This is a genomic window from Massilia sp. UMI-21 (genome assembly GCA_015277795.1).
Lineage (GTDB): Bacteria > Pseudomonadota > Gammaproteobacteria > Burkholderiales > Burkholderiaceae_D > Telluria.
On record CP063848.1, the window covers coordinates 4441031 to 4453458 of the forward strand.

Consider the following 12428-nt stretch of genomic DNA (forward strand, 5'->3'; position numbering starts at 1 on the left):
AGCCTCAGCCCGCCATCCCGGCACGGGGCCGGGACGACGGATGAGCATTACACGGTCACAGGATTCGGCTTGTTCTGGTCGATGCCGTACTTGGCAATCGCCTGCGACACGATGGCGCGGTCGATCTTGCCTTCGTCCGCCAGCGAACGCAGCGCCGCCACGGTCACATAGTAACGGTTCACCTCGAAGAACTCACGCAGCTTGACGCGCGAATCCGAGCGGCCGAAGCCGTCGGTGCCCAGCACCTTGTAGCTGCGGTCCTTCGGCATGAAGGCGCGGATCTGCTCGGCGAACAGGCGCATGTAGTCGGTGGTCGCGACGATCGGCCCGGAGGTGTTCTGCAGCAGCGAGGTCACGTAGGGCACGCGCTGCTCCTGCTCCGGGTTGACCATGTTCCAGCGTTCGCAATCCTGGCCGTCACGGGCCAGCAGCGTCAGCGACGGCGCCGACCACACGTCGGCGGCCACGCCCCAGTCCTTGGCCAGCAGCTCGGCGGCGAAAATCGATTCGCGCAGGATGGTACCGCAGCCGATCAGCTGGACGCGGTGTTGCGCTTCCTTCGCGCCTTCCTGCAGCAGGTACATGCCCTTCAGGATGCCCTCTTCCTGGCCCGGCTTCAGGCCCGGATGCGCGTAGTTCTCGTTCATGATGGTGATGTAGTAGAACACGTCTTCCTGTTCCGTCACCATGCGGCGCAGGCCGTCCTGGATGATCACCGCCACTTCGTGCCCGAAGGTCGGGTCGTAGGGCAGGCAGTTCGGCACGGTCGCGGCGATGATGTGGCTGTGGCCGTCCTCGTGCTGCAGGCCTTCGCCGTTGAGCGTGGTGCGGCCGGCGGTGCCGCCCATCAGGAAGCCGCGCGCGCGGATGTCGCCCGCCAGCCAGACCAGGTCGCCCACGCGCTGCATGCCGAACATCGAGTAGAAGGTGTAGAACGGGATCATCTGGCGGTTGTTCGACGAGTACGAGGTCGCCGCGGCGATCCACGAGCTCATGCCGCCCGCTTCGTTGATGCCTTCCTGCAGGATCTGGCCGGCCTTGTCTTCACGGTAGTACATCACCTGGTCGCGGTCGACCGGCTCGTACAGCTGGCCCTGCTGGTTGAAGATGCCGATCTGGCGGAACAGGCCTTCCATGCCGAAGGTACGCGATTCGTCGACCAGGATCGGCACGATGCGCTGGCCGATGCTCGGGTCCTTCAGCAGGCTGGTGATCACGCGCACATAGGACTGGGTGGTCGAGATCTCGCGGCCTTCCGGGGTCGGCTCGATCACCGCCTTGAAGGTGGCCAAAGGCGGCACCACCAGGTTCTCGTCGGCCTTGGCACGGCGTTGCGGCAGGTAGCCGCCCAGGGCCTTGCGGCGCTCGTGCAGGTACTGCATTTCAGGCGCGTCGTCGGACGGCTTGAAGAACGGGATCTCGGCCAGCTTGTCGTCGGGAATAGGAATGTTGAAGCGGTCGCGCATCTCGCGGATGGCGGCGTCGTCCAGCTTCTTGGTCTGGTGCGCGGTGTTGCGCGCCTCGCCCGACTTGCCCATGCCGAAGCCCTTGACGGTCTTCACCAGCAGCACGGTCGGCGAACCCTTGTTCTCCTGCGCGTTCTTGAACGCGGCGTAGATCTTGTGCGGGTCGTGGCCGCCGCGGGTCAGGCGCCAGATGTCGTCGTCGCTCATGTTGGCGACCATCTTGAGCAGCTCGGGGTGCTTGCCGAAGAAGTGCTTGCGCACGTAGGCGCCGTCCTTGGCCTTGTAGTTCTGGTATTCGCCGTCGACGGTTTCCATCATCACGCGCTGCAGGATGCCGTCCTTGTCCTTCGACAGCAGGGCGTCCCACTGCGAGCCCCAGATGACCTTGACCACGTTCCAGCCGGCGCCGCGGAAGTCCGCTTCGAGTTCCTGGATGATCTTGCCGTTACCGCGCACCGGGCCGTCCAGGCGCTGCAGGTTGCAGTTGACCACCATGACCAGGTTGTCGAGGCGTTCGCGCGCGGCCATGCCGATCGCGCCCATCGATTCCGGCTCGTCCATCTCGCCGTCGCCGCAGAAGACCCAGACCTTGCGGTTCTCGGTGTCGGCGATGCCGCGCGCGTGCAGGTACTTCAGGAAGCGCGCCTGGTAGATCGCCATCAGCGGCCCCAGGCCCATCGACACGGTCGGGAACTGCCAGAAGTCCGGCATCAGTTTCGGGTGCGGGTACGAAGACAGGCCCTTGCCGTCGACTTCGCGGCGGAAGTTCAGCATCTGCTCTTCGGTGATGCGGCCTTCCAGGTAGGCGCGCGCGTAGATGCCGGGCGAGGAGTGGCCCTGGATGTACAGCAGGTCGCCGCCGTGCTCTTCGGTCGGGGCGTGCCAGAAGTGGTTGAAGCCGATGCCCAGCATGTTGGCCAGCGAGGCGAACGAGGAGATGTGGCCGCCCAGGTCGCCGTCGGCGCGGTTGGCCTTGACCACCATCGCCATCGCGTTCCAGCGCATCCACGAGCGCAGGCGCTCTTCGTATTCCAGGTTGCCCGGGCAGTTCACGTTCAGGTGGGCCGGAATCGTGTTGACGTAGGCGGTGTTGCTCGAGAACGGAATGTGGGCGCCGCGGCGGCGCGCCAGGTCGACCATCCGTTCCATCAGGTAGTGCGCGCGCTCGGTGCCTTCATGTTCGATCACCGCCTCCAGCGCATCCAGCCATTCCTGGGTTTCGATGGTGTCGGGGTCGTTGGCAGCTTGTGCCGTCAACTGGTCGAGTTGAGCTGACATTAATGCGTCTCCTTGAGTTGCGCCCCGACCGCTCTCTGGAATGGCTGGTGGCGTATGGTGAAATTCAAATATCTGAAAATAAACTCTTCGATTCTACCAGTGGGCTTTGGGTTTTTCAAATTGCGATATGTGATTTCATAATGCGGGATTGCATGCTGCACCTGCACATTTTGCAGGGTGGACGGCTGCGCATCCGCTGGCTGGACGCGCGGACGGCGAAGCCGTCCACCCTACGTCCATCCTGAAACGAAGCGATCGGCACGTGCTCCCACCTTCGGCCCAGCCAACGACTAAATATGACAATGCTTCGCCCGTCGCGGCGCGCGATATGGATGGCGGCCTTATAATTTGCTTTTTGCCTAGCCGTGAGCCAAAACATGCCAGCCCAGAACATCGACGGAGTCCTCCTTTCCCAACAACTGCGCGGCGAAATCGCCCAGCGCGCCGCCAAACTGACCGCCGCCGGCAAGCAGCCCGGCCTGGCGGTCATCCTGGTCGGCGAGGACCCGGCGAGCCACGTCTACGTGCGCAACAAGGTCAAGGCCTGCGGCGACGTCGGTTTTCACTCGGTGCTGGAAAAGTACGACGCCGACCTGAGCGAAGCGGCCCTGCTCGAGCGCATCGCGGCCCTGAACGCCGACCCGAGCATCCACGGCATCCTGGTGCAGATGCCGCTGCCCAAGCACATCGACCCGAGCAAGGTCATCGAAGCCATCGCCACCAGCAAGGACGTCGACGGCTACTCGGTGCTGTCGGCCGGTGAACTGGTCGCCAACCTGCCGGGCTTCCGCCCCTGCACCCCGTACGGCTGCATGAAGCTGATCGACACCACCGGCATCGACCTGCGCGGCAAGCACGCGGTCGTGATCGGCCGCTCGAACACGGTCGGTAAACCAATGGCCCTGCTGCTCTTGCAAGCCAACGCCACCGTCACCATCTGCCATAGCGCGACCCCGGACCTGGGCCTGTACACCCGCCAGGCCGACGTCGTGGTCGCCGCCGTCGGCCGCCGCAACACCCTGACCGCCGATATGGTCAAGCCGGGCGCGGTCGTGATCGACGTCGGCATGAACCGCGACGACGCGGGCAAGCTGTGCGGCGACGTGGATTACGCCGGCGTACGCGAAGTCGCGGCGCACATCACCCCGGTCCCGGGCGGCGTCGGACCGATGACGATCACCATGCTGTTGATGAACACCGTGGAGTCCGCAGAACGCGTGCACTCCAGTAGCCAACACTGCCCCAGCCAGGCAACGGGAATGGAACCGAAGCCCGGCGTGGCCTGAACCCTAAAAGGAACGCCATGACCATCGCTACCAGCAATCCCCTCCTCGATTTTTCGGGCCTGACCCGGTTCGACCAGGTCAAGCCGGAGCACGTGACCCCGGCCATCGAGCAACTCATCAAGCAGGCGGCCGACGTGGTCGCCCGGCTGGAAGCGCCTTCCGACCAGATCAGCTGGGACAGCTTCGTGGTGCCGCTCGAGGAAGCCACCGAGCGCCTGGGCCGCGCCTGGGGCGTGGTCAACCACCTGAACCACGTGGCGGACACGCCCGAGCTGCGCGCCACCTACAACGAGAACCAGCCCAAGGTCATCGAGTTCTGGACCTCGATCGGCCAGAACGAGGCGCTGTTCGCCAAGTACAAGATGCTGCGCGCCGGCGCAGACTACGACAGCCTGAGCCCGGCGCGCAAGCGCATCGTCGAGAACGCGCTGCGCGACTTCCGCCTGGGCGGCGCCGAACTGCCCGACGATAAAAAGGAACGCTTCGCCGAGATCCAGGAACAGCAGTCCGCAACAAGCACCCGCTTCTCGCAGAACGTGCTGGACGCCACCAACGACTACAAGCTGCTGGTCGAGAACGAAGACGAACTGTCGGGCATCCCGGACGACGTCAAGGCCGCCGCGCGCGCTTCGGCCGAGAAGGACGGCAAGGCCGGCTGGCAGTTCACCCTGCACTTCCCATCCTACTACCCGGTGCTGCAGTTCTGCGACAACCGCGCCTTGCGCGAAACCATCTACCGCGCCAGCAGCACCAAGGCCTCGGATGCCGGCACCATGTTCAGCAAGGCCGCCGAGTGGGACAACACCGCCAACATCGTCAAGCTGCTGCAGCTGCGCCATGAAGAAGCCCAGCTGCTGGAGTACGCCAGCTTCGCCGAGGTCTCGCTGGTGCCGAAGATGGCCGAGAGCCCGCAGCACGTGGTCGAGTTTCTCGAAGACCTGGCCAAGCGCGCCCGTCCGTTCGCCGAGAAGGACCTGGAAGAGCTGCGCGCCTTCGCGCGCGACGAGCTGGGTATCGAAGACATGCAATCCTGGGACGTGGCCTATGCGTCCGAGAAGCTGCGCGAGCGGCGCTATGCCTTCTCCGAGAAGGAAGTGAAGGAATACTTCCCCGAGCCGAAAGTGGTGCAGGGCCTGTTCACGGTCATCCAGGACCTGTTCGGCGTGCAGATCAAATCCGATGACGCGCCGGTATGGCATCCGGACGTGCGCTTCTTCCGCATCGAGCGCGACGGCCAGCTGGTCGGCCAGTTCTACCTCGACCTGTATGCGCGCGAAGGCAAGAACCAGGGCGCCTGGATGGACGATGCGCGCGGCCGCCGCGTCACGTTCGGGGGCATCGTGCAGACCCCGATCGCCTACCTGACCTGCAACTTCACCCCGCCGGCGCTGGTGGACGGCAAGCAGCAGCCGTCGCTGTTCACCCACGACGAAGTCATCACCCTGTTTCACGAGTTCGGCCACGGCCTGCACCACATGCTGACCGAAGTCGAGGAACTGTCGGTGTCGGGCATCTCGGGCGTGGAATGGGACGCGGTGGAGCTGCCTTCGCAGTTCATGGAAAACTTCTGCTGGGAGTGGGACAAGCTGCAGCAGATGACCGCGCACGTCAAAACCGGCGAGCCGCTGCCGCGCGCCTTGTACGACAAGATGCTGGCGGCGAAGAACTTCCAGTCCGGGATGATGACGCTGCGCCAGGTCGAGTTCTCGCTGATCGACATGCACCTGCACTACGATTTCGATCCGAAAGCCGAGCGCACGGTGCAGGGGCTGATCGACGACATCCGCCGGCAGTTCTCGGTGATGATCCCGCCGAGCTTCAACCGCTTCCAGCATTCGTTCGGCCACATCTTCTCGGGCGGCTACGCGGCCGGCTACTACAGCTACAAGTGGGCCGAGGTGCTGTCGGCGGACGCCTATGCCGCGTTCGAAGAGGCCTTGGAGTCGGGCCAGCTGCAGGAGACCGGCAAGCGCTTCCAGCAGGAGATCCTGGCGGTGGGCGGCTCGCGTCCGGCGCTGGAGTCGTTCCGGGCCTTCCGCGGCCGCGAACCCTCGATCGATGCGCTGCTGCGCCATAGCGGCATGATCCAGGGCGGCGGCGCGCAAAGCAACATCGGCGCCTGATCCACCAAAGGGTGGCCCTTCATGGCCGCCCCCTTCTTTTGCAAGCACATGACCCGCATCGACTTCCATACCAACATCCCCGACAAGCTGGCCTACGCCTGCCGCCTGGCCCGCAAGGCGTATGCATCCAAAGCCAGGGTCGTGCTGCTGGCCGAGGATGCCGCGCAGGCCGAGGCGCTGAACGCGGCGCTGTGGACGTTGTCCAGCACCGACTTCATCCCGCACGTGCTGGCCGGCGACCCGCTGGCCGCCGAGACGCCGGTGATCGTGACCGCCGACGAAGGCGCCGAACTGCCGCATCATGAGATGCTGGTCAACCTCACCCGCCGCACGCCCGCTAAACTGGGGCAATTCGCGCGCGTGTTCGAGATCATCTCGATCGACGAAGACGACGCCGCCGCCGGGCGCCAGCGCTATGTCGCCTACAAGAAGCAGAACTATCCGCTTACCCACTTCGTCGCAGGACAGTCATGAACCAGAACGCCCCGTTCGACCCGAGCATCCCGGTACTGACCGAAGTCGTCACCGAGCCGATGGCGCCCACGCCGGCGCCGGCGCCTGCGCCTGCGGCCGAAGGGCTGGAACGCCGCGCCAGCGAGCGCTGGACCGGCGAGGAATGGAGCGTGCTGGAGCGCCGCGTGACCGAGCGCGTGCTGCAGCAGCTGCAGGGCCGGGTCGACTTCGTGCTCGAACAGCGCGTGCGCGACGCCATGGCCGACGCCATGCAGCGCACCCTCGACAGCTTCACCGCCGACCTGCGCACCGGCCTGCACGAGGCGCTGGGCGAGGTCGTGCGCCAGGCGGTGACGCAAGAGCTCGAGTATCTGCGCACGTAGGGTGGGCGGCTTTGCCGGCCGCGCGTTCAACTCCCGCTTGATCTGACGCACCCTACAATTTCGGCGCCAAACTAACATGCGTCGATGCCCTACTACCGCCGCTCCCTGACCGGTACGACCTACTTCTTCACGGTCGTCACGCATCGTCGCCGCCCCATCCTGTGCGATGAGCCCGTGCGGCTTGCCTTGCGCCACGCCATCGAACGCGTGCGTGCGCGTCTGCCGTTCGCTATCGATGCGATGGTGTTGATGCCTGATCATCTGCATTGCATCTGGACCTTGCCCGAGGGTGACGCCGACTTCTCGTCCCGCTGGTCGCAAATCAAGCACCATGTCTCGTTCTCGTGCGGGCGGCTGTATCCCATGACGCTGTCGAGATCCCGTCAGGACCGAGGCGCGGCTGCGATCTGGCAGCGCCGATTCTGGGAGCACCAGATCCGGAACGAAGCCGACATGGAACGCCATGTCGATTACATTCACTTCAACCCGGTCAAGCATGGATTGGTAAGCAGTGCATCGGCGTGGCCGTATACGACGTTTGGGCGGTTTGTTCGCAATGGGGTGTATCCGATTGAATGGGGCGGCAACGCGGCGTGCGACAGTATGGAGTTCGAATAGCGCCGCCCCAGTGCGCACGTCAGTTGGACGCGCGGACGGCGGAGCCGTCCACCCTACGGTAAGATTGCAGCCTCTGCAATCATCCGGCAGCTCCAGTGAACCGAAAGATCCTGATCGCCGCGCTCGCGGGCGCGGGCGTCGCCATTGCCGGCGCCGTCCTGTATTTCACCGACACCATCGAGCGCCAGCCGGGCGCCATCGCCGTGTTCACCCCGAAGGTGGCGAAGACGCTGCCCTTCTGGCCCGCGCGCATCACGACCCTGGCCGGCGACGGCATTCCCGGCATGCTTGATGGCCCCGCCGCGGCGAGCCGCTTCGACGACCCGTTCGGCGTCGCCCTCGACCGCCGCGGCACGGTCTACGTCGCCGATGCCGGCATCAGCAACCGCATCCGCAGCATCGCGCCCGACGGCAGCGTGGCCACCTTCGCCGGCAGCCGCGAAGGCTTCCAGGACGGCGTCGGCAGCGCCGCGGCCTTCCACACGCCGTCCGCCATCGCCTTCGACCACCTGGGCAACCTGTACGTCGCCGATACCGGCAACCACGCCATCCGCAAGATCACGAAGGACGGCGGCGTTACCACCCTGGCCGGCAACGGCAGCCCGGGCGAGCGTGACGGCGTCGGACGCGCGGCGCAATTCAACGGGCCGGTCGGCCTGGCCGTGGACGACGCCGGCGTCGTCTACGTGGCCGATACCTACAACGACCGCATCCGCCGCATCGGCCGCGACGGCGCGGTCACGACCATCGCCGGCAGCGGCAAGCCCGGCAACGCCGACGGCGTGGGCAGCGCCGCCGCCTTCGACACCCCGAGCGCGGTCGCGGTCACGACCAACGGCACGCTCTACGTAGCCGATACCGGCAACAACGCGATCCGCCGGATCGCCCTGGATGGCACGGTCACCACCATCGCGGTCCCGCCCGAAGGCGAGCGCCGGGCGCCGCTGCGGCGCCCGGCGCTGCGGCGCCCGGTCGGCCTGGCGCTGACGCGCGACGGCTACCTGTATATCGCCGCCGGTTCCGGCGGGCGCATCCTGCAGCGCACGCCCGACGGCGAGATCGGTCCGCTGCCGGATGCCGACCTGCCGGCCTCCGGCGACGGCTTCGGGCCCGACGGCAAGGTCCAGCTCTACGGCCCGCGCGGCATCGCGGTCGAGCGCGACGGCAGCCTGGTGGTGGCCGATGCCGAAGCCCACCGCCTGCACCGGCTGGCGCGCCCGCGGCCGGGCGAAGCGGCGCCGGCGCGGCCGCAACCGGTGGCCGTCGCGCGCCAGCAAGCGATGCCCTGGCCGGTCGGCCCGCAAGACAGCGTGCACGAGGTGGTCGGCGTGATGGGCGAGGTGCGCGGCAGCTACAACGGCGAAAGCCGCGACCACTTCCACGCCGGCCTCGACGTGCGCGCCGACGTCGGTTCGACCGTGCTGGCCGTGCTCCCCGCAAAGGTGTCGGACCCCTACGCCAACTGGGGCTTCGACTCGCTCAGCGAAGGCATCAGCATCGGTCCGCTGTCCTACATCCACATGCGGGTGGGGCGCGATCGCCGTGGCAAGCCGCTCGATGCGCGCTTCCGGATATTGACGGGCGAGCGCGGCAGGCCGGAACGCGTGCGGGTGCCGCGCGGCACCCGCTTCGCCGTGGGCGACCCGCTCGGCACCATCAATGCGATGGCCCACGTCCACCTCGACTATTACCAGGGCGGCGCGGTGGTCAATCCGCTCAGCCTGCCGTTCGTGGGCTTCACCGACACGGTGGCACCGCACATCAACAGCATCGCCCTGTTCGACACGGCCGGCAAGCGCCTGCGTGCGCCCGTGGGCACGCGCAAGCGCCCGGTGGCGGACAAACGCCTGCGCGTGCCGCGCTCGCTGGGCGAGGTGCACATCGTGGTCGACGCCTACGACCAGGTGAACGGCAACCTGGCGCGCCGCCGCCTCGGCCTGTACAAGCTCGGCTACCAGCTGCTGCATGCCGACGGCACGCCCGTGGCCGGTTTCGAGCGCCCGCTGATCACCCAGGTGTACGACCGCCTGCCGCGCAATCCGGAAGCCGTCAAGCTGGTGTACGCCCCCAGCAGCGGCATCACCGTGTACGGCAGCAAGGCGACCCAGTTCGCCTACGCGGTCCACAACCGCCTGCGCGACGGCGAGGTGGAGGCCGGCAGTTGGCAGCTCGGCGGCATCGCCCCGGGCGAGTACGTCCTGCGCATCCACGCCGCCGACTACGCCGGCCAGGTGGCGCGCGAAGGGCGCGATTTGCCGCTCGTGATTGAATGAAGCGCCAGACGTCTTCATAGGACATCGACGAGCGCATTTGCTATAGTCGGGACCACCCGTCAATACATAGGAGCTGCGCATGGACCGAACATTCTTGCTGCTGGCAAGCGCCGGCGCCTTCGTCGGATCGCATTTCTTGCTGTCGCATCCCTTGCGTGCCCCCCTGGTCAGGGCCATGGGCGAAAAAGCTTTCCTGGCCGTGTATTCGCTGGTGGCCTTCGGCACCCTGGGCGCGATCGGCTGGGCCTACCCGAAGGCGCCGGTCACGGCGCCGCTGTGGGACGTCGGCGACGGCATCTGGGCGCTGGCCACGGTCCTGATGCTGGCCGCTTCCATCCTGCTGCTCGGCTCGTTTGTCCGCAACCCGGCCCTGCCCGGCGCCAACAATGCGGCCGGCGCGCAGGCGCGCGGCGTGTACGGCATCACCCGGCATCCGATGCTGTGGGCCTTCGCCATCTGGGGCATGGTGCACATCCTGGTGTATCCGGTGACCAGGAACCTCATCGTCGCCGTGGCCATCATCGTGCTGTCCCTGCTCGGCGCGGCGCTCCAGGACCGCAAGAAGGCAGTGCTCGATCCGCAGGGCTGGCCGGCCTGGGAAGGGCGCACCAGCTACTGGCCGTTCGCGGCCATCGTCCAGGGCCGGGCGCGCTTCGGCGGTTTCGGCGCCCACGCGCTCGGCGGCGGACTGGTCGTCTGGCTGCTGGCGACCTGGGCGCATATACCGCTGGCCGGCCGGGCGGCGGGCATCTGGCGCTGGCTGCTCTGATCCGCCCATCGAGGGGGCGCCCTGTCTCGACCAGCCATTTTCCGGGCGCAGCTCCCCTTGAGCGGAACATTTCGGCCGTTCCGGCATCTGTCCAAAGACAGGGTGTGCAAGGAGCTTGCAACAGGAGGTCATCATGGACCGATACGACGTGCTCATCGCCGGCGCAGGCCCCACCGGCATGGTGCTGGCGCTGGCGCTGGCAAAACAGGGCATCCGGGTCTGCATCGTCGACCGGACCGACGGGCCGGGCATGACCTCGCGTGCGATGGCGGTGCAGGCGCGCACGCTGGAGCTGTACCGCCCGCTCGGCCTGGCCGACGAGGTGGCCGCGGCGGGACGGCCGAATCACCGCATCAACCTGTGGGTGCGCGGCAAGCGGCGCGCCCAGCTGTCGCTGCGCGATGCCGGCGCCCGCCTGACACCCTACCCCTACGTGCTGATCTATCCGCAGGACGCGCACGAGCAGCTGCTGGTGCGCCACCTCGACGCCGCCGGCGTGACGATCCGGCGGCGCACCGAACTGGCCGCCTTCGAGGAAAAGGACGAGGAGGTGCTGGCCAGCCTGCGTTGCGCCGACGGGCCCGACCTGCAGGTCGCGGCGCGTTACCTGGCCGGCTGCGACGGCGCCCGCTCGTTCGTGCGGCGCCGGCTCGGCACCGGCTTCGTCGGCGGCACCTACGACCACATCTTCTACGTCGCCGACGTGCAGTCGCGCGGCCAGGCGGCCAACGGCGAAATCCACCTGTCGCTCGAGACCTCGGACTTCGTGATCTTCCTGGGCTACGACGACCACGGGCGCGGACGCCTGGTCGGGACCATCCGCGACGAGCACGGCGACATGACCGATGCGGCCGGCGCGCTCAGCTTCAACGACGTCAGCCACCGCGCCATGGCCAGCCTGGGCCTGGAGGTCGAGCAGGTGCACTGGTTCTCGACCTACCGGGTACACCACCGGGTGACCGACCACTATCGCAAGGGCCGCGCTTTCCTGCTGGGCGACGCCGCCCACGTGCACAGCCCGGCAGGCGGCCAGGGCATGAATACCGGCATCGGCGACGCCATCAACCTGGCCTGGAAGCTGGCCGCGGTGGTGCGCGGCGACGCGTCGGACAGCCTGCTCGACACCTACGAGCGGGAGCGCATCGCGTTTGCCCGCAAGCTGGTGGATACCACCGACCGCTTGTTCAGCTTCGTCACGCTCGACTCCGGCTTCGCCGACTTCGTGCGCACCCGGATCGCGCCGATGTTCGCCAGCGCCGCCTACGGCATCGCGTCGGTGCGCGAGATGATCTTCCGGATCCTGTCGCAGACCACGATCAGCTACCACGACAGCCCGCTGTCGAGCGGCGTGGCGGGCCGGATACACGGCGGCGACCGGCTGCCCTGGGTGGCGCCCGCCGGCGCGGGACAGGACAACTTCGCCCCGCCGGCGCGGATCGACTGGCAGGTGCAGGTCTACGGCCAGGCCTACCCCGACCTGCGCGCCTGGTGCAAGCGCCACGGCATGCTCCTGCGCGAATTCGACTGGACCCCGGCGCACGACGAGGCCGGCTTCTGCCGCAACGCCGGCTACCTGCTGCGGCCGGACGGCTACGTGGCGCTGTGCGACCCGGGCGCCTCGGCGCAGGCGCTGGAAGACTATTTCTTCGAAATCGACTACCGGCGCTTCCGCCTGTGCCAGCCTGGTCCGACCACGCCATGAGCCAGGCATAAACAGCGAACACGCCGCCGGAAGTTGTAGACAAGTGTGTCTAGATAATCTATTGTCGGGCATTCCTT

At 67.0% G+C, this 12428-nt stretch carries 9 protein-coding genes; 8 read left to right on the top strand and 1 reads right to left on the bottom strand.

The annotated features are described in order from the left end of the window. Positions 1 to 47: 47 nt before the first annotated feature. A complete protein-coding gene (aceE, locus tag IM543_19620) occupies positions 48 to 2744 on the bottom strand; it encodes a pyruvate dehydrogenase (acetyl-transferring), homodimeric type (GenBank protein QOY93724.1) in 2697 nt (898 codons plus the stop codon). Positions 2745 to 3121: 377 nt separating this feature from the next. On the opposite strand from aceE, the gene folD reads away from it, so the two are divergent. From folD to IM543_19660, 8 genes are all read left to right on the top strand, one after another. After that, positions 3122 to 4030, top strand: coding sequence for a bifunctional methylenetetrahydrofolate dehydrogenase/methenyltetrahydrofolate cyclohydrolase FolD (gene folD, locus IM543_19625; GenBank protein ID QOY93725.1), 909 nt, complete (start codon positions 3122 to 3124; stop codon positions 4028 to 4030). Between the two features lie 17 nt (positions 4031 to 4047). Then, complete coding sequence (locus IM543_19630) at positions 4048 to 6153, top strand: M3 family metallopeptidase (GenBank protein QOY93726.1); 2106 nt, start codon at positions 4048 to 4050, stop codon at positions 6151 to 6153. 48 nt (positions 6154 to 6201) lie between these two features. Then, positions 6202 to 6627: a DNA polymerase III subunit chi gene (locus IM543_19635; protein QOY93727.1), complete on the top strand. Its 426-nt coding sequence runs from the start codon at positions 6202 to 6204 to the stop codon at positions 6625 to 6627. Beyond that, entirely contained in the window at positions 6624 to 6989 is a 366-nt protein-coding gene (locus IM543_19640) for a hypothetical protein (GenBank protein QOY93728.1), read from the top strand. Before IM543_19635 ends, IM543_19640 begins: the two co-directional genes overlap by 4 nt. An 84-nt stretch (positions 6990 to 7073) precedes the next feature. Then, the gene (locus IM543_19645; GenBank protein ID QOY93729.1) at positions 7074 to 7607 is read left to right on the top strand and encodes a transposase; all 534 of its coding nucleotides are present in this window, start codon (positions 7074 to 7076) and stop codon (positions 7605 to 7607) included. A 95-nt stretch (positions 7608 to 7702) separates the two neighbouring features. After that, positions 7703 to 9880: a gluconolaconase gene (locus IM543_19650; protein ID QOY93730.1), complete on the top strand. Its 2178-nt coding sequence runs from the start codon at positions 7703 to 7705 to the stop codon at positions 9878 to 9880. 79 nt (positions 9881 to 9959) lie between these two features. Beyond that, positions 9960 to 10649: an MFS transporter gene (locus tag IM543_19655; protein ID QOY93731.1), complete on the top strand. Its 690-nt coding sequence runs from the start codon at positions 9960 to 9962 to the stop codon at positions 10647 to 10649. Positions 10650 to 10782: 133 nt separating this feature from the next. Then, positions 10783 to 12351 (top strand): FAD-dependent monooxygenase, encoded by a 1569-nt coding sequence (locus IM543_19660; protein QOY93732.1) that lies wholly within the window; start codon positions 10783 to 10785, stop codon positions 12349 to 12351. Positions 12352 to 12428: the final 77 nt, after the last annotated feature.